The sequence below is a fragment of the Bacillus sp. FJAT-44742 genome, from assembly GCF_002797315.1.
GTDB classification, from domain to species: domain Bacteria; phylum Bacillota; class Bacilli; order Bacillales; family Marinococcaceae; genus Thalassorhabdus; species Thalassorhabdus alkalitolerans.
In genome coordinates, this window is record NZ_KZ454936.1 from 3,081,598 (window position 1) to 3,104,818 (window position 23,221).

24 protein-coding genes are annotated in these 23,221 nt (G+C 42.8%); 2 read left to right on the forward strand and 22 right to left on the reverse strand.

What is annotated here, in order from left to right:
- Positions 1 to 154: 154 nt before the first annotated feature.
- Both CEF17_RS15205 and CEF17_RS15210 read right to left on the reverse strand, forming a co-directional pair.
- Positions 155 to 886 (reverse strand): Bax inhibitor-1/YccA family protein, encoded by a 732-nt coding sequence (locus CEF17_RS15205; protein WP_100400275.1) that lies wholly within the window; start codon positions 884 to 886, stop codon positions 155 to 157.
- 277 nt (positions 887 to 1,163) lie between these two features.
- A complete protein-coding gene (locus CEF17_RS15210; RefSeq protein ID WP_100400276.1) occupies positions 1,164 to 2,228 on the reverse strand; it encodes an ATP-grasp domain-containing protein in 1,065 nt (354 codons plus the stop codon).
- Positions 2,229 to 2,690: 462 nt separating this feature from the next.
- Between CEF17_RS15210 and CEF17_RS15215 the strand changes: the two genes are divergently transcribed.
- The gene (locus CEF17_RS15215) at positions 2,691 to 3,200 is read left to right on the forward strand and encodes a sigma-70 family RNA polymerase sigma factor (RefSeq protein WP_100400277.1); all 510 of its coding nucleotides are present in this window, start codon (positions 2,691 to 2,693) and stop codon (positions 3,198 to 3,200) included.
- Positions 3,201 to 3,265: 65 nt separating this feature from the next.
- Here the strand turns inward: CEF17_RS15215 and sda are convergent, their stop codons facing one another.
- The 7 genes from sda to CEF17_RS15250 all read right to left on the reverse strand — a co-directional run bounded on the left by sda (position 3,266) and on the right by CEF17_RS15250 (position 10,857).
- On the reverse strand, positions 3,266 to 3,442 hold the full coding sequence (gene sda / locus CEF17_RS15220; protein WP_100400278.1) for a sporulation histidine kinase inhibitor Sda: 177 nt from the start codon (positions 3,440 to 3,442) through the stop codon (positions 3,266 to 3,268).
- 177 nt (positions 3,443 to 3,619) lie between these two features.
- Positions 3,620 to 4,780, reverse strand: coding sequence for a mannitol-1-phosphate 5-dehydrogenase (locus CEF17_RS15225; RefSeq protein ID WP_232725527.1), 1,161 nt, complete (start codon positions 4,778 to 4,780; stop codon positions 3,620 to 3,622).
- Complete coding sequence (locus tag CEF17_RS15230) at positions 4,764 to 5,198, reverse strand: PTS mannitol transporter subunit IIA (RefSeq protein ID WP_100400280.1); 435 nt, start codon at positions 5,196 to 5,198, stop codon at positions 4,764 to 4,766. Before CEF17_RS15230 ends, CEF17_RS15225 begins: the two co-directional genes overlap by 17 nt.
- Positions 5,199 to 5,215: 17 nt before the next feature.
- A complete protein-coding gene (locus CEF17_RS15235; protein ID WP_100400281.1) occupies positions 5,216 to 7,321 on the reverse strand; it encodes a BglG family transcription antiterminator in 2,106 nt (701 codons plus the stop codon).
- A 27-nt stretch (positions 7,322 to 7,348) separates the two neighbouring features.
- Positions 7,349 to 8,836, reverse strand: coding sequence for a PTS mannitol transporter subunit IIBC (locus CEF17_RS15240; protein WP_100400282.1), 1,488 nt, complete (start codon positions 8,834 to 8,836; stop codon positions 7,349 to 7,351).
- 279 nt (positions 8,837 to 9,115) lie between these two features.
- Positions 9,116 to 9,961: an N-acetylmuramoyl-L-alanine amidase gene (locus CEF17_RS15245; RefSeq protein WP_100400283.1), complete on the reverse strand. Its 846-nt coding sequence runs from the start codon at positions 9,959 to 9,961 to the stop codon at positions 9,116 to 9,118.
- 314 nt (positions 9,962 to 10,275) lie between these two features.
- Positions 10,276 to 10,857 (reverse strand): glycerol-3-phosphate responsive antiterminator, encoded by a 582-nt coding sequence (locus CEF17_RS15250; RefSeq protein WP_100400284.1) that lies wholly within the window; start codon positions 10,855 to 10,857, stop codon positions 10,276 to 10,278.
- 126 nt (positions 10,858 to 10,983) lie between these two features.
- Between CEF17_RS15250 and CEF17_RS15255 the strand changes: the two genes are divergently transcribed.
- The gene (locus tag CEF17_RS15255; protein WP_100400285.1) at positions 10,984 to 12,279 is read left to right on the forward strand and encodes a D-serine ammonia-lyase; all 1,296 of its coding nucleotides are present in this window, start codon (positions 10,984 to 10,986) and stop codon (positions 12,277 to 12,279) included.
- Between the two features lie 70 nt (positions 12,280 to 12,349).
- Here CEF17_RS15255 and CEF17_RS15260 read toward each other — a convergent pair whose 3' ends face one another.
- From CEF17_RS15260 to CEF17_RS15325, 13 genes are all read right to left on the reverse strand, one after another.
- A complete protein-coding gene (locus tag CEF17_RS15260; RefSeq protein WP_100400286.1) occupies positions 12,350 to 13,573 on the reverse strand; it encodes a TcaA NTF2-like domain-containing protein in 1,224 nt (407 codons plus the stop codon).
- Positions 13,574 to 13,588: 15 nt separating this feature from the next.
- Complete coding sequence (locus CEF17_RS15265; protein WP_100400287.1) at positions 13,589 to 13,984, reverse strand: hypothetical protein; 396 nt, start codon at positions 13,982 to 13,984, stop codon at positions 13,589 to 13,591.
- 309 nt (positions 13,985 to 14,293) lie between these two features.
- Positions 14,294 to 15,043: a chitin disaccharide deacetylase gene (gene chbG / locus CEF17_RS15270; RefSeq protein WP_100400288.1), complete on the reverse strand. Its 750-nt coding sequence runs from the start codon at positions 15,041 to 15,043 to the stop codon at positions 14,294 to 14,296.
- A gap of 326 nt (positions 15,044 to 15,369) precedes the next feature.
- Positions 15,370 to 16,272 (reverse strand): type II secretion system F family protein, encoded by a 903-nt coding sequence (locus CEF17_RS15280; protein ID WP_100400290.1) that lies wholly within the window; start codon positions 16,270 to 16,272, stop codon positions 15,370 to 15,372.
- A 5-nt stretch (positions 16,273 to 16,277) separates the two neighbouring features.
- Positions 16,278 to 17,219, reverse strand: a complete 942-nt coding sequence (locus CEF17_RS15285; RefSeq protein ID WP_100400291.1) for a type II secretion system F family protein — start codon at positions 17,217 to 17,219, stop codon at positions 16,278 to 16,280.
- A gap of 3 nt (positions 17,220 to 17,222) precedes the next feature.
- Entirely contained in the window at positions 17,223 to 18,704 is a 1,482-nt protein-coding gene (locus tag CEF17_RS15290; protein ID WP_198508988.1) for a CpaF family protein, read from the reverse strand.
- Complete coding sequence (locus CEF17_RS15295) at positions 18,649 to 19,545, reverse strand: AAA family ATPase (protein ID WP_157843059.1); 897 nt, start codon at positions 19,543 to 19,545, stop codon at positions 18,649 to 18,651. Before CEF17_RS15295 ends, CEF17_RS15290 begins: the two co-directional genes overlap by 56 nt.
- 17 nt (positions 19,546 to 19,562) lie before the next feature.
- On the reverse strand, positions 19,563 to 20,489 hold the full coding sequence (gene cpaB / locus CEF17_RS15300) for a Flp pilus assembly protein CpaB (RefSeq protein ID WP_100400293.1): 927 nt from the start codon (positions 20,487 to 20,489) through the stop codon (positions 19,563 to 19,565).
- A gap of 11 nt (positions 20,490 to 20,500) precedes the next feature.
- Positions 20,501 to 21,427, reverse strand: a complete 927-nt coding sequence (locus tag CEF17_RS15305; protein ID WP_100400294.1) for a TadE/TadG family type IV pilus assembly protein — start codon at positions 21,425 to 21,427, stop codon at positions 20,501 to 20,503.
- Between the two features lie 10 nt (positions 21,428 to 21,437).
- On the reverse strand, positions 21,438 to 21,809 hold the full coding sequence (locus CEF17_RS15310) for a TadE/TadG family type IV pilus assembly protein (RefSeq protein ID WP_100400295.1): 372 nt from the start codon (positions 21,807 to 21,809) through the stop codon (positions 21,438 to 21,440).
- On the reverse strand, positions 21,806 to 22,321 hold the full coding sequence (locus CEF17_RS15315; RefSeq protein ID WP_100400296.1) for an A24 family peptidase: 516 nt from the start codon (positions 22,319 to 22,321) through the stop codon (positions 21,806 to 21,808). Before CEF17_RS15315 ends, CEF17_RS15310 begins: the two co-directional genes overlap by 4 nt.
- Before the next feature lie 71 nt (positions 22,322 to 22,392).
- Complete coding sequence (locus CEF17_RS15320) at positions 22,393 to 22,566, reverse strand: Flp family type IVb pilin (RefSeq protein ID WP_100400297.1); 174 nt, start codon at positions 22,564 to 22,566, stop codon at positions 22,393 to 22,395.
- Between the two features lie 60 nt (positions 22,567 to 22,626).
- Complete coding sequence (locus CEF17_RS15325) at positions 22,627 to 22,971, reverse strand: DUF192 domain-containing protein (protein ID WP_232725528.1); 345 nt, start codon at positions 22,969 to 22,971, stop codon at positions 22,627 to 22,629.
- Between the last annotated feature and the right edge of the window lie 250 nt (positions 22,972 to 23,221).

A 23,221-nucleotide genomic window follows, 5' to 3' on the forward strand; every position in this document is an offset into this window, starting at 1 on the left:
TGCACCATCCTTTACTTACGTTAGACGTATAAAAATATAGCAATATTTGTCTTTTAAAACAATCACTTTTCAAAAAATTTGTACTTTTACCATATTATATTCGCATTTTTGTTCTTATTTTTCTTTCTTACCCGCTTCCTCCCTTGGGGTAAACTCAGTTTTTCATTCTCCTGATTTTAGCCAAAAGCCTCAAAATTTCAATATAGAGCCAGATCAGTGTAACAGTCAGGCCAAAAGCCCCGTACCATTCCATCTTTTTAGAGGATCTTCTTTGTACTCCTTTTTCGATAAAGTCAAAATCTATGATTAAATTTAATGCTGCAATCACGATGACAAATAAGCTGAAAATAATTCCCAGAGGAGTAGCGTCTCTAATGACAGGAACTCCCAAATCAAAAAAACGCAAAATGATATGGATAAGATAGAGAAGAAAAATGCCTGCAGTTGCCGTAAGTACCACAGATCGAAATCTCTTTGTCGCTTTGATTAATCGAAGCCGGTAAAGAATCAGCATCGCAAAGAAAACAGCAATGGTTCCCGCGGCCGCCTGAATCACAATTCCGCCAAATTCATGTTCCAGTCTGGCGGACAATCCTCCTATCAACATTCCTTTCAGCAAGGCATAAAGCGGTCCGGTGAAAGGTACAGTAGCAGGCTTAAAGCTGGCAACCAGCCCTAAAATCAGAGCGCCTAAAAGCCCTATCACCATGTATGGCTGAATGTTTTCCCCGGCGGCATAAAGCTGCCAGACGTAAAACGCTGATATCGTGACTAAAATAAGAAAGAAGAACGTCTTATTTATCGTCCCTGTGATGGTCATTGCCTGACCGCCTGTATGTTGAGCAAATACTTTGTGGTTTAATACTGGATTTGAAATTCCTCTCATGTTCTCGTCCCTCTTTCTACTAACCTTACTTTCATTATAAAGGCCCCTGGATAAAATACCCAGAGGCCATTTATTTAAAAGCTCTAAAAAGAGCTGTTTTCTCTATTAAACTAGCAGATTCTTTTACTAGTTTTAAAGAAAGGCTTTGTTACATTTAGTGGTAGATTCTCGTTCCTCGCTTGCCACTAAAATGCTAGGGCGACACCCATTCATATACGTCGGGCATGTCTCATCTGTCCCCCGTCTCGCGCTTTTACCAAAGAGAAATCATCTTTGTCTACTTCGCTTTGGAAGAACCTCTGGATGCGTCCCGAATTTGTTCTTTGCGAATTTCCACTACTGCATCATGCCTTGCAAGTTCCATGTTCGGTGTTGAATTCAACCATTCACTTTTCAGTTTTTTTCCTGTTCCCAGGGCAACAAATGCTGCCGGAATATTGGCTCCGGCGGCGTGTGAAAATGAATATCCGCCTCCAAAACGAGGATTCATGTCGATGACGTAGTAGTCTTTTCCATCATAGAAGACATCTGTATTAAGGTAACCCACATGCTTTAAGTTGTTCCCGATCGCTCTTCCCAGATTTAACACTTCATCTTCATCTGTTACGAGCGTACGATCAACATCTCCAGCTCTCATTGCCAGCTGTTTTCTTGCAAATGCTGTTAAATAGTTGCCATCCAGGTCATTTACAATATCCAGGCTGTATTTTTCTCCATCGACAACGTCCTGAATAATGATATTATCCTCTGCTTTTTCTGCCGTCGCATCATCCAGCGGTGACTCTTTAACCTTCTGAATAGCCAGCTTGTATGCTGAATCCAAGTCTTCTATTGTGTTCACAATTTCAATTCCAATGGAAGCAGATCCATTTCTTGGCTTCACGATGAGGGGAAATTCCACTTCACCATTTTCTACCGCTTCCTTTGCTTCCTCCACTTTCATATACGTAAGGGGAGCTTTTACTCCAAATTTTCCTAACAGCTCTCGGTAATACGCTTTATCTCTTATTTGCAGGACTACATCCGGATCTGAACAAATCACGGTAATCCCTTTTTCCTCAAGCTTTTTCTTATTTTCTGAGATCTTTGGAACCTCAAGATCGTTCAGAGGAATTAATACATCAATATCGTGTTCCTCACAAATATTGTAAATTGCATCCATATAATTATCGTCAGTTTGTGTAGGGATCACATATGCAAGATCAGCCACTTGCAAAGAAGGTGCGTTATCGTCAGGATCGGCTACGATCACATTCCCTAATGTTCCTGACTCTTTTAATGCCTGCTGAAAAAATTCTACAAAATCTATACGTCTTGCTCCTGATGTTAATAGAATATTCATGTATATTCCTCCTAGTATATATTGCCACTCCAATAGGTAATCTTTATATGCCCCGTTTAAATAGTTTCTAAAACCAAATAATGTTACAAATTCATTACCTTTTAAGGGGAGCTTTCTTAAACTCCTTTGTACCTCTTCCTTCTTCTTCTTCCCCGTCTTTTAACGATTTTAACCTTTTAAAATTTAGGAAAGTAAAGTATGGACTGTAGTCCTATTTCCCGGGAAATTCCCTGTTTTTTCGACTTTTCTTTCCCTACCCCAGCCTATGCACAAGACGGCCACCTAGAAACTATCATAAATGAGTTTTTTTGCTTTTATTTTTTACTAGATTATAGATTATAAGAAAGGAAACACTCGTAAGTTATTAAATTATGGCAAGATGTCCTCTGCTGCTCATTCTATTAAAGTGAATGTACCAATTGGAATTACAGGAAGGCGCGCCGTTCCAAAAAGGAATTACAAATGGAGAATGATAAAACGATAGAGTCCTTTGAAGTGATTGTAGATCAGTACACTCCCCTCTTACACAACATGATAAAGAGGCTTCGGATTTATAAGAATCAAGAGGAATTTATTCATGTAGGAAAAATTGCTTTATGGAAGGCTTATCACTCTTTTGATGCTGACAAAGGCACCTTTTCCTCCCTGGCCTTTTCATACGTAAGAGGAGAAATGCTAATGCTGTTAAGGAAAGAAGCAAGGTTTGCCGAGAAGCATACCGTAACAGGGGAAGAAAGAGAGCTTGATATGATTGATCCCCACAGTCTGGAGCCGGGAGGGGAAGAAGCCTCCATCGAGCCCTACATTTCCATGTTGTCAGACCGGGAAAAAACGTGGGTTAAAGCTTATGTAATCCATGGCTACTCAATTAGAGACATAGCAGCTATGCATGGTGTGTCTTCGACAACAGTAAAAACATGGCGACGAAACGCCCTTCATAAATTAAGAGAGCGTCTTCCAAAGATGCTGTAAACTTGGTAAAACAAAACGATGCCTGCAAGGCATCGTTTTTTGTCCCATCTTATGTAGAAGCCGGTTCAGGAAGCTCTTTCAAGCTTCTTCCTGGCTTTTATCTGCTCCAGAAGTTCTTTGTCTAACACTATTCCACGTCGTTCTATCTCTTTTTTCAATAAACAGATAAAATTCATTTCCAGGTTAAACGTAACCGCTTTTTGCAACGCATCTACTAAACATTCGTCAGAAATAGTGTGCACTGCCGTATCCCTCCATCCTTACTATGTTATTTTCTATATCGGCTTTCCCTGAGTCTTTTTAACCATCTTATAGCAAATATTATAGGCATTCAATTAAAAAATGGAAAATTTTTATATTCTTTTATTTATGACCCAAAATAAAATTTTGAATCAAAAATCTGCAAAAAAGCCGATCGATCACCGGCTTTTTAAGATCATGTATTCTTTTTCAATTTTACTTACTAGATCCTCAGGCAGGTCAGTAACCTGTTGAATCGTTTTCTCTATCCCTAGTTCATCCACCATTTCTTGAAGCTTCACACTCTCTTCGTCTTCTTGAACGTCAAACAAGAAGGCAGCAGCTGCTACTTTAATGAGATGAGGCGCTTCTATCTCCCGTTGATGGAGCTGGTAGAGCGGGCTGATTAAGCGGTCGGTGCTTTTCAGTTTCCTTAACGGATTTCTCCCCACTCTTTCTACTGGATCAGAAAGGTGTGTGTTTTCAAAACGCTCAATAATTTTCTTATGATAGAGTTCCATTTCTTCATTGCTAAATTGGTACTTTTCCTCTAACAGTCGGCCTGTTTCTTTTAAAGCTCCCTCTACGTGGGCACGGATGCTTTCATCAGCAAGAGCTTCCGCCACGGATGCTTGTCCATTGATAAAACCAAGGTAAGCAATACAGGCGTGTCCTGTATTTACAGTAAAAAGTTTTCTTTCAATATAAGGCGTGAGATCTTTTACATACTTTATACCTGTAAGGTTCTCTTCCTTTACCATTCCTTGCTGTTCCACAATCCATTCAAAAAATGGTTCTACTTTCACATCAAGAGAGCCGTCTGTTCTTTGGTTAGGAACAATGCGATCCACTGCGGCATCGGGAAAACCTGTCATCTCAGAAATTCCAGCCCAGCTGCTTTCTGATAATTCTTCTTTTACCGCATGCTTAAGAGTCGTGCTGGCCCCAACGGCATTTTCACATGCAATGACGTGGAGAGGACCGCCTTCTGCCTTAGCCCTCTGTTCCAGCCCTGCAGCCAGAACCGGTGCAATAAAGGGAAGGATCGACACCCCCACCGATACTGTAACCAGGTCAGCCCTGGCAATGGTATCAACAACTTCTGCTTTATTTTCCTGGCTGTTAAGGGCGTACACGTCGTTAATTTCGATACTTTCTTCTTTTTCCTGGGCTAGTTTAATTTGATAGCTTTTTTTTTCATTGATTTCATCAATTAACGATTGCTGCACGTCAACAAAACAAATCTTGTACCCATTGTTATTTAATACTTCCCCAACGAAGCCTCTTCCAATATTTCCTGCACCAAAATGGACAGCCAGCATGTTACTGTACCTCTCCAAAGTGGTTCATCAGCTCTTCCTTTGTTGTTGCAGATAAGATTTCCTGAAGGGTATCTTCCTCAGAGCAAGTTATAGCAATGTTTGAAAGGATGTTAAGGTGCTCATCACCTTTCCCTGCAATTCCAATTACCAGCTTCACATCGTTGCCATCCCACTCAATAGGCTCTTCTAGCAGAAGGATCGTAATACCGGATTCCAATACTTCTTTTTTTCCTTCTTCCGTACCATGGGGGATGGCAAGAAAGTTCCCCATATACGTGGATGTCACTTCTTCTCTTTCAAACATTTTATTTACATACTCATCATTCACATACCCATTATCCTTAAGCAGTCCGCCAACGCGCTTAATGGCATCCTCCTTTGATGAAACATTCTCTCCAATAATGATATTCTCTTCCGTTAATACTTGTTTTGCCATGGTTTCTCCACTCCTTATTATTGTAATTTTTCCATTAAATACGCTTTAAGCTTTTTTTCTAAAAAAGAAAACAGTGTTTGTTCATTTCCATTCTCAAATATTTCAATTGAGGATTCGTCTTCAATTATTAATGCGCTGATATAACTCATTAACTCAATACCTTCTGAGCTCCAGTTTTCAGGAGCAAGCATGAGGAGAATACGGGTGACTTCCGTATCCTTGTTGTCCATCCCCCTGAGAATGACCGGATGTTTCATTGGATGGACGGTAAAGGAAGGTCTCATTACATCCTCTGAACGGGTGTGAAATAAAGCGAGACTTGTCCCGGGAATGGCAAGGCCGCCTTTTTTCTCTCTATCCAGCAAGGCTTCTGTAATCGAATCCTTATCTTTCACCCATCCTTTGTCTTCCTGGTGGCTGCTTATATGCTTCACAATCTCAAGCACGGTTTCATTGGCTGGCACTTCATTAAACTCAAACGTCTCTAACAAGGAGTTAATGAGACTGCTTACCTGCTGAATCCCTTGAAAATCCGTCAGGGCTTCCTCTCTGTTCCATGTTTCTTCGGAAGCATGAGAGTTGGGGTCATCATTCTTTTCTATATTGTTATTCTTTGTTTTCCATTCCTTCTTACTAATAAAACTCCTGATCCGTTCAACCTCTTTATCTGACAAAAATGGATTCACGAGAAAATAAGGATCTATCGATTGTAAAGGAACGGTTGAAATAACAATAGCATCTGATGATATAGCAGCCTGGTTGATGTCAAAAGCAGACATGTGGCTCACCTTGCTGATTTCGGGAATCTCTCGTTCAAGCCTTGTGGATAGCAGCTTTGATGTGCCGATTCCACTGGAACATACAACGACAGCCTCTATATGCTGTTTATTCCTGGCCCTCTCCATTGCAGATCCAAAGTGCATGACCAAATACCCGATCTCTTCTTCTGGCATTTCATATTCAGGAAACACCTTCTCAATTTTCACCTGCAAGATAGAAAATAAAGGTCCGTACCCTTTTTTTATATCCGCAAGCAAAGTGTTATAAATCTTCATACCTTGTTCGATTCGAAACAAAGCCGGCTTTAGATGGCTTACCAGTCCTTCAAGCAGTGACGTATCCTTTGCAAGGGGCATTCCGACCTCTGCTTCCACTTCCTCTATTAATCTTTTTGCTTTCAGTGTAAGATCCAGTGCATCCTCCTTCAGAAGATTCAAGCCCTCGTCACCTTGCTTTGCCCCCAGCAAGTGCATAGCTACATAGCCGATCTCGACTTCAGGTATTTCAATGGTTAACCGCTCTTCCAGCCGTTTTACAATTTTCTCTGCTGTGTCGTACTCAGTTTCTTTCCGGACTCTTTCTAAATAAGCCTCATTCTTTTCAATACTTTCCCCTTTTTGTATCCGGTCAACAGCCAGACTCAAGTGCACAACCAGGCCTGTGAAGGATACATCAGCAATGTACTCCCCTTCCTCACGTAATTCATGAAGGATGGTAAGCACCTCTTGAATAACCTTTGTATCTAAAAGATGAAGAAGCTTGTGAGAAGCCTGTTCCTGTATGATTTCCCTATTGCGGTGAGCTTCCAGTAAAGAAAGGAGCTTCTCCTCTCCTATTTGTTCTGTAATCAAACGGCGGAGAGCTCGTCGTTTCTGTTTTTCATCCCCTTGAATTTCGATGCCATAGCTTCTGCGCCTGACCATCTTTAAATTCAAAGGCTGAAGCCAGCTATTCATTTTATTTAAATCATTACTTATCGTAGAAATGGTGACACTTAATTCCTTAGCCAGTGTATACAGTTTAACAGGCTCTCCTTCCTGCAAAAGGATGGAGAGGAGCAGCTGCTGCCGCTCCTCCGGAGTGTACTCTACAGGTTCCACCCCGTGAATGAAGCTTTGTAACTGAGTGATTTTCCCCTCTGGTCCTGCAAGCTTCACTCCAATTCCTGCCTGTTTTTCTAACGTAAGGCCATACTCTGCTAAAATATCTTCAATTGATTGTAAATCGCGGTGAATGGTACGGGTACTGACTTTCAATGCCTCGGCGATACCTTTTACTGTAATCCCATCTTGACTGGCTAGCAAAAGCTCTAAAATGTTACGTTCTCGTGCCGATACATACATGATTTCACCCCGCTTTATAGGTGCGCGTTACTCGTTCTCTTTTAAGTCACTTACAATTTCATCGTATTTTGCACCATTCATAAAGTTGTCCACAGAAATGTGCAGCTTGTCCGGCTGTTTTGCCCGTGCACGATCTGTTAAATCTTTATGGGTAATGATTAAATCAGCATCATCTGGAATCTGGTTAATCGCTTTATTTGTAACTTCGATATCAAGGCCTGCTTTGTTCACTTTGTTCCGTAGTATGGAAGCACCCATGGCGCTTGAACCCATGCCGGCATCACAGGCAAAGATAATTTTGTTAATTTTGTCAGGAGACAGGTCTGAAGCATGAACTTCAGTTGCTTCACCGTCTGCTGCCTGCTTTTCCATTTGCTCTTCTCCAACAAGGCTGCCAGAGACACTGCTTTTCTTTCCTTTCATTGTTTCCATCTTGGACGTTGCCTCTTCAAGCCCTTCTTCTGATTTGTCCTTTACTGTTTTAAGAATGATTGCACCGACAACAAAGGACACAGCAGTGGAAACAATAACACCAGCCAGCATGCCAAGGTGATCTCCCTGAGGTGTCATGGCAAGATATGCAAAGATACTTCCTGGCGATGGCACCGCTACAAGGCCGACATTAAACAGTCCGAAAGTAAACACTCCACTCATGCCACCAGCAATTACAGCAAGAATCAGAATTGGCTTCATGAGGATGTATGGGAAGTAAATTTCATGAATCCCCCCAAAAAAATGAATAACCCCTGCGCCACCTGCAGACATCTTTGCCGCCCCTTTTCCAAACAGCATAAAGGCAAGCAATACTCCAAGACCAGGTCCTGGGTTTGATTCAAGCATAAACAAGATCGATTTCCCGGTCTCTGTAGCCTCCTGCATTCCAAGAGGACCTAAGATTCCATGGTTAATGGCATTGTTTAAGAAAAGCACCTTAGCAGGTTCAATAAAAATACTCGCTAATGGAAGAAGACCTGCATCAACGATCACACGAACGCCTGCAGCCAGTACCTGGTTCAAGGCAACAACAACCGGTCCTACTCCTTGATAAGCAACCAGAACCAAACCAAAGGCAAGAAATCCTGCGGTAAAGTTGTTGACCAGCATTTCAAATCCTGATCTGACTTTCCCTTCAAAAAACTGGTCAATCTTTTTAATGAGGTAACCACCAAGAGGCCCCATAATCATAGCCCCAATAAACATTGGGATATCCGCCCCGACGATAACACCCATCGTAGCTGTGGCTCCAACGACTCCTCCACGCAAATCATAAACCATACGTCCGCCTGTAAACGCAATCAAAAGCGGAAGCAAATAAATGATCATAGGGTCAACCAGTTCTGCTAAATTCTCATTTGGTGTCCAGCCCGTTTCAATAAAGAGAGCCGTAATCAGACCCCATGCAATAAACGCTCCTATATTCGGCATAATCATGCCGCTTAAATAACTGCCAAAACGCTGAACTTTCGCTTTTAACCCAGTTCCGCTTTGCTCTGGCGCTGTATTAGTATTAGCCATTTTTGCTCCTCCTACTTCTCTTTGACTTATACTCTAATAATAAAGCGCTCTCATCATGGTTCTCAATGTAATCTAATTGTGATTTCGTCACCACGCTTGTTGACAAAATTGAAAACAGCACTTGCCAATGAAAAATCATCTTGTAATTCAAGGGGTTACGTATAGAAAGCTTCCCCTGGATTTCCCCCCCTTATGCCCCGGTCAATGGTCTTTTCATGTATGTCTCTCTCCATATAAAAAAGACCTAAGTTCGCGAACTCAGATCTCACACTATTTTATTTATTTGCTGTTGTAATAATTTTCGATTCCTTGCACGATGGCATTGGCTGCTTTTTCCCGGAACCCATTGGTTTTTAATTGTTCGGCATCAGAAGCATTGTCTACAAAGGCTATTTCAACCAAAGTTGCCGGCATGGCTGTTTCATTTAGAACAGCAAAGTGTGCGTCATGTACGCCTCTATCAGTGGTGCCTAATTCTCTTATCAGCTCTTCCTGGATGGATTCTGCCAGTTCTTTTCCTTCATTGCTAACTGGGTGATGGTAGGTTTCTGATCCTTCCGCACTTCCATCAAAGGCATTTGCGTGGATACTTACAAACGAGTCGGCGTCTCCTTGATTTGCAATTTGGGCTCTTTCAGAGAGACCCACGTATGTATCTGCAGTTCTTGTCATCACTACCTCAGCCCCTGCATTCCTAAGCTTCTCCTCTACGCGCAGCCCGACATCCAAAGCAATTTCTTTTTCCTGAAGTCCAAATGCTTCAGCGCCTGGGTCGCTTCCCCCGTGCCCGGGGTCAATGGCTATCGTTTTACCTTGGACGGCTGAGGGTGCATTATTCAACGTAACGTAAGTCATGCTTATGTAACCGACTCCACCGTTATAGTCAATTTGTGCCCAATTATGTTCATCAATGCTATGGATCGTAACTTGTGTTCCGTTAGATAACCCCCCGATAATGGTTGAACCAGAATTAGGCTGGGCTCTCACATTCAAACCATTCTGCACACCTGTGACCGTCCCAAGCTGTGAATCCTGGGCAGCATTCCCCTGGTTTGCTTGTCCCGTCAAGGTGACAGCAATTACCATGAGCAGCATGGCGGCAAACCTCGTTATTTTGCTTGTCATTTTCAACTCCCTTTCTACTTTGTATACTGGAAGGAAATATTATATAAAAAAAGAATTAGCTGCTCACTAGGCTACTTGCTTTTATCTATAAGGAGAAGCCCTTCCTGCTAGATTAGTAAACTAGTAGCTGTTACCGTTAATTCCCCAGTATTAATTAAGTAGAAGCCGGTATGTCGGTATATTCATAGGTTTTTACCTATTAAACTTGCCCATAATATTGAGTAAAAAGAATCAGTATGAGGAAAAGGGACTTTCTTCTATCAAAAAAAAACCGCATTCTGAACGAATACGGGGCATACACATTTACTTTTTTATTATACTTTAGAATTCCATAGTTTCTTACTGCCGCAGGAAGCAGCTACTGCTCCAGCGTCCAGTGCTTCCTGGATCTCATCCAATGTTTCGATTAATCCTCCGGCGATAAGGGGAAGTGAGGTCTGTTCTGACAGCCTGTTTATAACCTTTGGTATCACGCCAGGTAAAATTTCCACTGCATCGGGTCTTGATGATTCTACCATTTGGATCCCTTTGTCAATCGCAGATTTATCAATTAAGAAGAACCGTTGGATGGTCAGCATTCCTTCCTCTTTTCCGTAGCGAATCACTTGATTCTTTGTCGAAATAATTCCCTCTGGCTTAGCTTGTCTGGCAACATAGCGAACGCCGCTTCGATCATTGGCCACTCCCTCTACAAAATCCAAATGGACAAACACCTTCATGCCCGCTTGCTGCAGTGCTTTTACATAATTAGGGAGGCTCATGACATCCCCCATCATGAGAAACGCGATGCTGCACTTGCTATCCATCGCTTCATCCAGCTTTTTTGGGGAACTGATTGCCGCAATAATCGGTGATTTCATCATGTCTGTAAATGACTGTTTCTTCTTTTCCGACATTTATTACCCCTCTTTATCACGTGTTATGGTTATGGTGTTATCGTATGGATTTCAAGCCTGGTTGTCAATTTCTCGTCTCTCTCTTCGTGCCAGAATGCTACAATACAAGTAAGTGAGGTGACTGTTATGAATCAATCTGAGCTGCAATTCTACATAGAAAAATACCCTGTATTCCAAACCATTTTAGATGCCAAAGAAGTATACTGGACCAACCCAAACTATGAGCCCTATGCATCTTTGCCTGTTCAGGGTCTTGATGAATCTATTATCTATGAAGCCGCGAAACGTTTTAAGAGATTTGAACCGTTGATGGCAAAAGCATTTCCTGACTCTTCTCCTAATGGGATCATTTCTTCCTCCTTAGAAGAAATCCCCCAAATGAAAGCTTCGTTAGAACAGGATACTGGAGAATCTATCAAAGGGAGACTGTTTTTAAAATGTGACAATGAATTGCCGGTTGCAGGCTCTATTAAAGCCCGGGGTGGCTTTCATGAAATTTTCACCTGGGCGGAGGAACTGGCTTTAAAAGAAGGAATTCTTACAAGCAAAGAAGATGATTATTCAAAGCTTTTACATGAAGAAAGCAGAAAGATCTTCTCACGTTATTCTATTGCGGTCGGATCGACTGGAAACCTGGGTTTAAGCATTGGAATTATGAGTGCTGAACTGGGGTTTACCGTAGATGTGCATATGTCACAGGACGCAAAAGAGTGGAAAAAGGAGCTCCTTCGTGAAAAAGGAGTGAACGTTCATGAATATGAAACAGACTATAGTGCTGCCGTGGCGCAAGGTCGGAAACAATGTGAAGCAGATCCACGCTGTCACTTCGTAGACGATGAACATTCTGTTCATTTATTTGCAGGGTACTCTGCTGCAGCCCTTGAAGTAAAGGAACAGTTAGAAGAACTGGGAATGACGATCAGTAAAGAGCAGCCCCTTTATGTCTATCTTCCATGCGGTGTCGGCGGAGGACCGGGCGGAGTGGCATATGGCTTGAAGCATGTCTTTGGTGAACATGTCCATTGTTATTTTGCTGAACCAGTGCAATCTCCTTGTATGCTCCTTGGGCTGTTAACAGGAAAGCATGCTGACATTTCTGTTCAAGACGTAGGTCTGGATAATATAACAGAAGCGGATGGCCTTGCTGTCGGCACACCGTCTTCCTTTGTCGGAAAAGTCATGGATCCTCTGCTTTCCGGGATTTACACGATAAGAGATGACGTGCTCTACCACTATTTACGTATGCTTATGGATACAGAAGGCACCTATCTCGAGCCTTCTGCCCTTGCCGGCATGGCCGGGCCATACCGGACAAACAACCAGGGTGAAAAGGATGCTGTTCATGTCGTTTGGGGGACAGGGGGATCCCTTGTACCGGAAGAGGTAAGAACGGATGGTTATGAAAAAGGGAAAAAGAGCTGACTGTCTACAGCTTTTCTACGTCAATAGAAAGAAAAAGCTGGCCCGAGGTCTGGGTCAGCTTCTGTTTTTGCTACGGCTTTTCAATATCTGCGAGCCTAAATCCTCCGTCATAGGATTTCACTTCGTATTTCCAAAGGTTTTCTACCTCTTTTACATCACCGTCACTGCTGATGATTAAATGAACCTCAAAGACCTGCACATACGTTTCTCCATTTTCTTCATAGATGTCTTCTATCACGTATTCTACTAATTCTTCTTTTGTCCCTTGTTCTGCTAGATTACTAATTAAGCTTTCCTGGGCATCTTGAAGGTTGCTGCCAGGGTAAATATATGGAGCTACGATATCATAATTGCCAGCGTTCACAGCATCCACAAAGTGATATTGATAGTTTGCTACTAAGCTATGAATTCTTTCTTCCTTTGAAGGAGTTTCTATTTCATGTGCCTGAAGGTAGGAACCATCTAAATCAATTTCTTCTATCGTACCCAGACTTTCAAGCCCTGCAAGAGGATTGGCAAAAAGAACCGCCGACCGGTCGTATGCTTCCTGAAGATGCAGCTCTGCATAATACAAATTATCCCACAGTAATTCCAACGCTGCATGATTTTCATAGTAATCATAGTAATAATCACTGATTATTGTATGCATGGATAGGCAGGCTTCCTGCAGATACCAAACCCCATTCATGTACTGATCATCAAAAGAAACATAGCCTGCAGGCGGGTTCGTGATCAATGCATGATCACCCAGAACGTCAACCGCTTCTTTCAGCCTGTTTAACAAGGATTGAATATTTGCGTCTGACTTATTTCCTTCCAGCTTCTTGACTTCCGCATCCACTAAATCAAAAGCGAATGTGATCTCTTCGATATGTTCAGCGATCTCTCTTTCATATTTAATCTCAGCTGCTTTTTTGTTATCTTCCAGTGTGCGGCTTTCATTCTTATTGTTACCTGGAGCCTCCTCTTCAGCTTTTTCCTCATCTTTTTCATCAGCTTCATTTTCTGAAGGCTCATCCTCTTCTTCCTGTGCAGTCGATTCCTCTTCTGCAGTCTTCTCTTCTTCTATCTCCTCTGCTGTTTCCTCTGCCGCCGTTTGAGTCACTCTCGGTTGAAAGGTATCTTCATGGAAAAACATGAACACAACCGCCGCTCCTGTCAGGACTGTGGCAAATAAAAAGATGCCCATGGAAGACCGTTTTTTAATTAATGAATAAATAAAGGAGGCAAAGCTTGCACATGCAAGTAAAAAGATTCCTATTAAGATAAGTTCCATTGTCGTTAGTGCGCCCACAGTTCTTCCCTCCTTTTAGTTGTTATAGTAAACTTCCATTTCCCACTCTTCTTTGTCAGGATCATAAAGCATCCACATTTCATATCTTTCTCGTATTTGTGCACCATTTTCGTTTTGTGCATCTACATGGCTTTCCACCCGGTAACGGTCGCCGCCCAAATACTCAACTTCTGATTCATTCATGGGTGCCCATACAGCCGTGGACGGGGCAATCAGCTCCTCCTCATAAAACTCCTGAGACTGTTTTAATACCTCGCTTCGATCCGCTCCACTTGCTTCCATTCCCCCGCCCATCATTTCAAACAAAAACGCCATTCCAATCCCAAGCACTATCCCTAAGCTTGCTCCTACCCAAAACTGCATTCCTAAGACATTGGCCTTTTTCGGTTCTACTGACTGCTCCTCTGACATTTCCCTTCCCCCTTATGTATGATTTTGACTTTCAAGCCTGCTGACTGTGAAAAAAGACAGATCACTAACAGAGAAATACAGCCTATATATATGGAAAAATATACTTATATTTTACGACTTTAGAAATGAAAATTCACTACTTTGTTGAAATTAAAGTTTTTGAAAAAAAGGAATATAGGTTTTATATACAAAAAAGCTGCCCTTTTGGCGGTAAATACCAGCAGGACAGCCTTCTTTTTATATGAAATTTATATTATGAAATTTATATGAAATTTATATTATGAAATCTGTTTTCATTGAAACGCAATGTTATGTGGCACAGAATTTCTCTCTATTTCTTCTTTCAGCGAGCCTCATGCCTTTCGGAAGATGGATAGTCGTTAACAGTTCAAGCTCTTTTTCACGCCTTTCCAGAAACGAAGAAATCTTTCTTAAGTCGTCGTCAACGAAGCCTGGGTGAACCATGATTTCAACCATTTCATCTGCGCTCAATTCTTTTTGAAGTTCGTGAAAATACTTCAGGCCGGTGCCGTTTTTATAGAAGTCATCGCGGAAAATAGCAGTGTGAAACTGAATTCCTTGTGGCTTTGTTTTCTGGAACACATTACGGACCGGAAGAGAATATTCCTTGGAAAGCTTATGGATGACCGGATAGAGAGGGTCCCATCCGTGAATATGGTGGTGGCTGTCTATGTGAGTTGGATAGATCCCGAAAGAAAGAAAGGTTTGTAATTGTGCCCGCCATTCTTTTTCCAAGTCAGAAACGTTAATCTCTTTTGGATCAACTTCTCGGTAGGTCTTTGTCAGTTTAAAGCTGCCTTCCTCGTTAACAAGGGAAGGAACATCAGATCTTACTGGACTGCCGCAGGACAAGGTAAGATGGATGCCGACACCAAGGTCGGGAAAATCCTTCATTTTCCTTACAGCATCCTTTGTGCCAGGCATGTTCACAAGCAAAGTGGTAGAGTTGACGATACCATCTGTATGGGCTTTGATGATTCCATCATTAACTCCTTGAGTCAAACCGAAATCATCAGCATTTATAATTAATGTAGTCATGGTTCCTCCTGAACGTCTTTCTGAATCATGCGTTCATCTTACCACGATTCCAGTCCCAAGCTCCATTTTTTGGGTGCTTTTTTCGGTGCCTGGCACCCCTACGCGTTGTAACACTGCTGTAATGCACCCAACCCTGTACCCCTTGCCACCAAAGCATTTACCTGTCACTCCCATTTTGGGTGCCTGGCACCTCTGCAGTATGTAACATCCTTGTAACACGCAATACGCTGCAACTCCTGGCACAAATGGATTCCTCCTTAATTGACCAAGCGAGGTGCCAGGCACCCCGCTGCACCTCGCTGGATGTCCCCCGCCAGGTTCCAACGTTAGAAGCTTTCGAGGAGCTGGAGCATTGCGGGACCTAGGAGAATAATAAATAGGGTCGGAAAAATGAACAGAATTAAAGGAAACATCATTTTAATTGGTGCTTTCATGGCGGCTTCCTCTGCTCGCTGTTTACGCTTTTCCCGAATATCCTCCGTCTGCACTCGCAGCACAGAAACCATCCCTATCCCTAACTTTTCTGCCTGGATGACGTTATAAATGAAAGCTTTCAGCTCTTCTACATCCAGGCGTTCATTAATCCCGCTCAGTGCTTCTTTCCTCGTTTTCCCGAGCCTTATTTCTTCAAGGCACACTTTGATCTCGTCAGCCAGCACCCCTTTTTTCTTCGCCACCACTTTACTCAACGCAGCGTCAAAACCAAGGCCTGCTTCAAGACTGATCGTCAGCAAGTCTAATGTATCAGGAAGCTCCTTTAACGCAAGCTTGCTTCGTTTTTTTGCTTTCATCTTCAAATATTGCTTTGGCAGTAAGACAGCGGCTCCTGTGGAAGCCGCCGCTATCAGCAACAAGAATAGGGCATCGGCTCGGAGTAAAAAAGCATACCCTGCTCCCATTGCAGAAAAAAGAATAAGAAGAGCCAGCTGGAAGATCTTAAACTCGACCGGACTAAAGCCAAAAGGCTGTCCTGCCTGCAGCAGCCTGATTTCCAATTGCGTTGCCTTTTCTTTGTTCAGCTTTCTTTGGAATTTTCTCTTCGAATTTTTCCAAAAAGGATCAATCACCCGCTCATAGAAAGAGCGATCGTCTACTTCCCCTGCTTCGCCTATGTCTGAAAAATAGACCTTTATTCGCTGCTCCACGCTTTTTCTTTCTGCTCGAAAAGCAAAGAATGCGTAGAAAAGAAGAGTGGCAAATGTAAAGAACCCCATATATAAGGAAAACATCTTTCTTACACCTCAATCGTTGTTATTTTTCGAACGAGGAAAAAGCCGATGACTCCGCCGATGACTGCTGCCACTAGCATTCCTTGCCCTATCGGATGAATAAATAGGGTACCCATATATTCCGGGTTCATCATGTAGATAAGAACTCCGAGACCGACAGGAAGAAGACTGATGATGATTCCTGAAAGCCTTCCTTGAGCAGTCAACGTCTTAACCTGCCCTTCTATCTTGGAACGCTCCCTGGTTGTTTCCACAAGCTTGTCTAAGAGATAAGCAAGATTTCCGCCAACCTGCCTTTGGATTAAAATAGCTTCAACCAGTAAATCCAGGTCTTCGCTAGGCATTCTGTCTTTCCATTCCACCAGTGCGTCCTCCAGGGTCGTTCCGTATTGCATGGATTTTAATACAAGCTGAACTTCCTCTCTAATAGGGGAATATGACTCTTCTGCCACCATTTGCAGAGACTGAGGAAAGCTGAAACCGGCTCGCAGGGAGCCAGTAATAGATGTAATCATTCCAGGGAGTCCTTCATTAAATTGCTTCATTCGTTTTTTCTGTTTAGCCTTCAGCCACATTTTTGGCATCAAGTATCCAACCATTCCCCCTGCCGCCATTAAAAGCAGCTGACTGGTTAAAAGATGCATCAGTCCCCCTGCGATCAAGATAGCAAACACTTGAAATACAATAAATTCCTCAGGCTTTATCGGCACACCAGCTACACTCAGCTGCTGTTCCAGTTTATCTTTTTTCTTGCTGGGCTTTTTCTTTTTTACTATAAGCAGCTTGAGTTTCTGGTTCCCATTTTTCAGCAAGCCTTTTATCGTTACAGGCTCTCTAATCTTCTCCGCTTCTGCGTCTGCGGCTTCTTTTTTCGCACGAAAAAGAGTGACCGACAACAGCAGGAGAAAGGAGGTTAAAAACACAGAAAGTACCAATAATATGGTCATCTTCTACTCCTCCCTTTCTGTGAAAATAGACGGCGGCAAATATATACCTTCATATTCCATTCTCTCGTAAAATTTCGGCCGCACTCCTGTGGGCACCAATTTCCCAAGAATCATCCCGTTATCATCCACGCCAAACTGTTTAAACGTAAAAATATCCTGAAGGACAATAATGTCTCCTTCGAGTCCTTGTACTTCTGTAATATTTGTGATCCGTCGTGATCCGTCTTTCAGCCTTGACTGTTGAATAATGACATTCAACGCTCCTGCAATCTGTTCCCTGATTGCTTTAACCGGAAGCTCCATACCCGCCATCAGCACCATTGTTTCCAATCGCGCCACCATATCCCTGGGACTGTTTGAATGACCGGTAGCAAGTGATCCGTCATGTCCTGTATTCATTGCCTGGAGCATGTCCAATGCTTCTCCGCTTCGAACCTCACCTATGACAATACGGTCAGGACGCATACGCAGAGAGTTTCTTACAAGGTCGCGGATCGTAATGGCTCCTTTTCCTTCTATATTGGGAGGACGTGTTTCCAAGGAAACGACGTGCTCCTGCCCAAGCTGAAGCTCTGCAGCATCCTCAATGGTTACAATCCGGTCTTCATTTGAAATAAATGATGATAATACGTTAAGAGTCGTTGTTTTTCCGGAACCTGTACCGCCGCTGACAAAGATATTAAGCTTTGCTTCCACGCAGGCTTTAATAAAGTCAGCCATCTCTTCCGTTAGAGTGCCAAAGCGAATTAAGTCATGAATGGTAAAGGGATCCTTTGAAAACTTACGGATTGTTACCGTTGGACCACCCAGCGCTAAAGGAGGAATGATGGCATTCACTCGTGAACCATCCTGCAGGCGAGCATCAACCATTGGGCTGCTTTCATCAATTCTCCGCCCCAATGGAGCAACAATCTTCTCAAGAACCGCCATCACATGGTCGTTATCCCTGAAGGTCACATCAGTAAGCTGAAGTTTCCCGCCAATCTCGGCGTATACCTTGTCTGGTCCGTTTACCATAACCTCTGAAACATCTTCATTTTGCAGGAGTGGATTAATGGGCCCATAGCCTGTTAAATCATTAATCAGCTCGTCCTTTAGCTTTGTCCATTCCTTCACCCTGTTTAAATTCTCATTCTCTGTAAGAACTTCATTAATAATTGAATCCAGATCAGCCACAATATCCTCAATAGATTCATCTTTTCGTTCTTTCACGATGTGCTTTAGCGTAAGAGTTTTTATTTCACTATATTCATCTCTCTGTGCGGGACGCTGCTGCTTTTTATTTTTCGGAGTCGAAGGAGAGGGGGATGAGGAAGATTTCTTTTCCGTCTCTTTTTTTGGTTCCAGCTTCTGGCTTTGTTTCAGCTCACTATCCTGCTCTTTTCCTTTCTTTTTTTCTTGGTGATCAGCCTCTTTATCTACGACTGGATTAGTTACTTTCACTTCCGTCTGGCTCTTTGATTGTAGTCTTGCTAATAAGCTCACGTCTCTTCCCCCTAGTCCCTCTTAACTTTTCCTCAACCTTCCTTACAAAGCCCCTTGAAGTAGATTTTCTGGTTTCATTATTTTGAAAAAAAATCTGTTCATCTATCATTCTTCCAAGCTCTTTTGTATACTCTCGCTGCGGCTCATCAAGCACTAATGGCCTTCCCAGATCCATTGACTGAGACATTCGTTTTCTTTCTTCTGGGAGAAAGCAGGCCATATCCACAACCACTAGTTCCATTATCTCTTTCCCTTTTATAACAGACGGGGCAGTTGCTTTATTTACGAGTAAGTGAGCTTTTTCTTTAAGACCAAGAGCCTCCAACGTTTCTATGAAGATCTTTGTATTTTTTACAGCAGCCATGCCTGGCGTTGTCACAACAAGAAGGCTGTCTGCTTGTTCCATAAGCTCAATGTTGTATTCAGGTAATCCAGGCTGGGCATCAACAAGGACCACATTTGCTTCCTCAGAAAGTTCTTTCGTTAAAGAAGCAAGGAAGCTAGTTGGGATAAGCTCTGCAAATTCAGGTCTTTTCGGAGAAGCAATTAACTGAATTCCTGTTTCATGCCGTACTGCGTAGTCCCTTGCATTTGAGATGTCATTTCTTTCCGCTAACTCTTTTAAGGTATAAAAAGGCTGAAGGTCAAGAGCCATTGCTGTATCTCCAAACTGGAGGTTGCCATCTATAATATCTACTTTCAAATTTTTCTTGGCCAGGAGTACTGCCAGATTAACAGTGACAGAGGTTCTTCCCGTTCCGCCTACAGCACTGCAAACAACGATTACCTTCCCTTTTCCCTGCTCTTCGCCCGACTGTTTTTTGTACGCACGGTTTGTCACTGTCTCACCACTCCTATTTATTCTTCCTTCTCATTTACTATCCGGCTGCTGATCCAGCCTCGTTTCTCCCCCGGCGTTTCTACCAAATACCAAACTCTATTGTCGTTATCCGCTTGCTGCTCATCTAGAAATTGAAGCTCTGTTCCTGCTGCAACCACAGTAATAATGGAAGCATTGATATGCGGTTCTGACCTAATCATAGAGCTGTCAGGCATTGGAATCACATAGTCTCCCGCTCCCAAGGCTGTCCCGGCAGTTTGCTGTACCGATTTTGCCTCACTTGTCGTATGCCTTTTGCTGTGTAAAGCCAGTTGAAGTGTCCCTCTCTCACTGGCATTGATTACCTCAATGGATTGTTCTGGAGACAGCTCAAGAGTGACTGCGTGGTACTCTTCTGTCCCTCCTTCTTCTACATCCGGATCAACCATTCTTTCCCCAACAGCTAACACTCTTACCTTGTCTAGTACCAGCTCTGTATGGACAGCTGCATGTTGTGAATCCTCCTCTTCTGACAGCACAACATCCACGAAGTCCTCTGGTTCTACTAAGTTAGAAACCGATTTTACGTAGTCCACACTAATAGAAACTGCCCTGTTTCCTTCTTCAATTTTTTTTGAGATAAAGTCCGCGTCCTCATCCTGTTCGACGCGGTGATTCAAGATTACTTCTCCTTCTTTAATTTCAGCGGAAGCAAAGCGGTTAAGAATCATTTCTTGATCAGTGACTGCCTGTGGATGAGCCTGGTCTTCCTGCATTTCCACGATAACTGTGTTTTCTTCGGTAATCTGCTGGTTTCTTGCGATATCTTCACTTGCAACAATAACCTCGGTTACTGGAGACGTTTCGGCTGGAGTCGAAGCTGCCTGATTTATAAAAATATAAAAGAAGATTGTTGTAATAAATCCTGAAAAAATCGCCAGCATTAATAGTTTCTTAGCTTTCATTCTTGTTTCACCTACTCTGTTAGTCTAATAGCGTAAGCGCCACGGTCTGGTGGAAGTGTCGTTCCCGTTCCTGCCATTCCAGGCCCGGTTCTCTTAATAAAGGTCCCTTTAATAGAATCATCATTTCTTCCCATGCGATCAGTAACATAGAAATAAGCAAACCCCGTAACCTGGATGCTTCTTAATTGATTTTGTGATTTCTCATGAGGTTTATAAACAACAACTAGCATTACCCTTGGACAATCCCGTTCCCTGTACTCTCCGTTCGGGTACGGACAGGTGTCGATCCGGTGGTTAATCCCTTCTCTTGTAGCTCCTGCAATGTTACCTGTTTGAGTCGGGATAATATCCCCTACTTTCATCGTATCTTTAAAACCATGCTTTAATGTCTCACCGTAATGATTTGCCCCGGAGCCTGCCAGCGCTAGAACACCAAAGCTTCCTGCCTCTGAATCTCCAGAGTCTACTTTTAATTCGTATTTCTCTCCATAATTCAACTCTACCTTTTCATCAATCCCTAATGGCACAGCTCCTTTGGCTTCTCCCATGGGGTTCAATGAAGCCCTGGCCTCCACATGAATAGAAACAGAATCCCTTCCAAATAGAGAAGCAAAGAAGAGAGGCACGTCCCGTTCTAACTCAACATGCAGCTGTCTATTATTTTCCACAGTTGAGCGAAGAAGGCTGCCTCCTTCTTCATGAGAAACAAGCACTTCACCTACAACCCTCTGCACCCTTGCACCACTGTTTGGTATTTCCTGTGCGCCGGAAAGCGCCGCTGCGTTTGCGGTTTTTTGCAAGTGGCTTTTGGTCGTATATAAGTGCCCACCATCAATTACGAGTCCCAGGATCGCTACAATTGCTCCAAAAGACAAAGTAACAAGTACAAGAGCATTGCCACTTTCACTTTTTCTAAATTTTTTAAAGAAATTCAACATAAGCCATTCCTCACTCCACACGGATCGTCGAACTTGTTGTGACTGTATAGGGAATAGAAACACTCCCTAACGGTTTAAAAAAAGTTTCCGGATAAGTCATTTCCACTGTTACATATGTGCCTGCCCGGCGTGTTCCGCCTGGTGAAATTGTAATAGCCAGCTTAGAAGAATCCCCATTAAACTTGTCGGAAGCATACGATCGAATCTCGGCATCTGTCTGGCCCAACCCCCCGAGACGCACAGCTTCCTGAGTGACCATTTCCAATTGAAGATGGGTATACATGACTCTTCCAAAATCAAAGATTCCAACAAGCACAAGCAGGAGAACAGGAAGGACAAGGGCAAATTCAACAAGAGATTGGCCGTCTTCCCGCTTGATCATAGAACGGTCCATCCATTTACAAACAAAGTGATTACGACTCCGGCGGCTATCGGTACACCATAGGGGTATGTCGCCTTTAAGGATCCTATGGAAATTCCCTCTGTCAGACTCACACCGCTTTTTCGGCTCGCTAATGTATAAAAGAGAGATTTTAGAACTCCTTTTCGGAAAAAGATGACAGCAAGAGCCATGACTGCTCCGGCTAAAGCAATATAAAGGAAAGAATGAAAGACAAATGTGCCTCCCTTAAGTGCTCCGATCAGCCCCAGCAGCTTTACGTCTCCCGCACCCATTCCTCCCAGTGCGTAAGGGATGAAAAGAAGCCCCATACCGATCAAAAATCCAATGAAGGAATGGCTCAGCCCTTCCCAGCCGCCAGCTGCTAAATGATAGATAAAAGCAGCCAGCAAGCTTGGGTAAATCACTTTGTTATAGATTTTCCGGCTTTTTATATCCGTGGCGACACAAATGACTAAAACAAGAATCAAGAAAATATCAATCACAGCGGCCATCCTTTCATTCGAGTTTTGATTTTGTTTAGAAAAGGACCCTCTGGAAAGAAAGGGTCCAATTTTTCCGGTTATTAGCTTCCACCTGGCAAACGTCCGGCTAAGTTGTCCAGCAAAGCACTTATGTTATCACCTAACAAAGTTAAAGCAGCAATAGCTACCACGGCAATAAGCCCTAGAATTAAACCGTACTCCGTCATGCCTTGTCCTTCTTCTTCAATGAATAGCCCTTTAAATAATTCCAACATGTAAATCTCTCCTTTTTTATATAAAACTAGTTTTTTAGTTTCCTTCCTGACTCACTGACACTACTTTTCATTCACAAAGACAAGGGTTTGCCCTACAGCAATGGAAGAAGCCTGAACTCTTCCTGCCGGAAGCTCGATGACTGACCTGGCTTTTGGTATTCTTCTTCCGACTTTTCCTGGTTTCAAGTCTTCGTCTATCCCTACAATTTTGTTTTGCCTGTTTAGATACAAAACGTCGATAGGAAAGTTCATGAAGAATGTATGGATCGAGGGACAAGGATCAATATGAAGCCCATGATCTTCTGGGATGCTTTTTGTAAACATTAATCCTTTCAACCTTTTTCCGAAGCTGTAAGCTCCTTGCACTTTTTCAACAATAATTTCATTTGATTGCTGATTAAGCACTTTAATTCGCGAGCACCCCCTGCCTTTGTGTGTGATGGTGTTGACTTGTGACTAACAACTTACAATGCTTATTATGCCTGTCAGCAAATAAACCGAATATCCCCCACCATTCCTGTTCATTCTCTTTTCTTTTTTATAAGAACCGGTTCCTATCGTCCAGCCGAGGGGGGATCTCTTCCTATAGGAAAGAAATGGTCTTGCTAAACGCTCTTAGCTCCAGAAGCACAAAAAAATGCCTCACCGCCGGAGT

Bases quoted from the DNA above. Each gene is read 5' to 3' on its own strand.
- CEF17_RS15280 (WP_100400290.1), bottom strand. From the start codon at position 16,272: ATGTTTTCCTTATATATGGGGTTCTTTACATTTGCCACTCTTCTTTTC.
- CEF17_RS15315 (WP_100400296.1), bottom strand. From the start codon at position 22,321: ATGGCCGCTGTGATTGATATTTTCTTGATTCTTGTTTTAGTCATTTGT.
- CEF17_RS15215 (WP_100400277.1), top strand. From the start codon at position 2,691: ATGGAGAATGATAAAACGATAGAGTCCTTTGAAGTGATTGTAGATCAG.
- CEF17_RS15235 (WP_100400281.1), bottom strand. From the start codon at position 7,321: ATGTATGTATCGGCACGAGAACGTAACATTTTAGAGCTTTTGCTAGCC.
- CEF17_RS15310 (WP_100400295.1), bottom strand. From the start codon at position 21,809: ATGATCAAGCGGGAAGACGGCCAATCTCTTGTTGAATTTGCCCTTGTC.
- CEF17_RS15210 (WP_100400276.1), bottom strand. From the start codon at position 2,228: ATGAATATTCTATTAACATCAGGAGCAAGACGTATAGATTTTGTAGAA.
- CEF17_RS15320 (WP_100400297.1), bottom strand. From the start codon at position 22,566: ATGTTGGAATTATTTAAAGGGCTATTCATTGAAGAAGAAGGACAAGGC.
- CEF17_RS15250 (WP_100400284.1), bottom strand. From the start codon at position 10,857: ATGTCGGAAAAGAAGAAACAGTCATTTACAGACATGATGAAATCACCG.
- CEF17_RS15230 (WP_100400280.1), bottom strand. From the start codon at position 5,198: ATGGCAAAACAAGTATTAACGGAAGAGAATATCATTATTGGAGAGAAT.
- CEF17_RS15265 (WP_100400287.1), bottom strand. From the start codon at position 13,984: ATGTCAGAGGAGCAGTCAGTAGAACCGAAAAAGGCCAATGTCTTAGGA.
- CEF17_RS15285 (WP_100400291.1), bottom strand. From the start codon at position 17,219: ATGACCATATTATTGGTACTTTCTGTGTTTTTAACCTCCTTTCTCCTG.
- chbG (WP_100400288.1), bottom strand. From the start codon at position 15,043: ATGACTACATTAATTATAAATGCTGATGATTTCGGTTTGACTCAAGGA.
- CEF17_RS15240 (WP_100400282.1), bottom strand. From the start codon at position 8,836: ATGGCTAATACTAATACAGCGCCAGAGCAAAGCGGAACTGGGTTAAAA.
- CEF17_RS15305 (WP_100400294.1), bottom strand. From the start codon at position 21,427: ATGTTGAATTTCTTTAAAAAATTTAGAAAAAGTGAAAGTGGCAATGCT.
- cpaB (WP_100400293.1), bottom strand. From the start codon at position 20,489: ATGAAAGCTAAGAAACTATTAATGCTGGCGATTTTTTCAGGATTTATT.
- CEF17_RS15245 (WP_100400283.1), bottom strand. From the start codon at position 9,961: ATGACAAGCAAAATAACGAGGTTTGCCGCCATGCTGCTCATGGTAATT.
- CEF17_RS15255 (WP_100400285.1), top strand. From the start codon at position 10,984: ATGAATCAATCTGAGCTGCAATTCTACATAGAAAAATACCCTGTATTC.
- CEF17_RS15205 (WP_100400275.1), bottom strand. From the start codon at position 886: ATGAGAGGAATTTCAAATCCAGTATTAAACCACAAAGTATTTGCTCAA.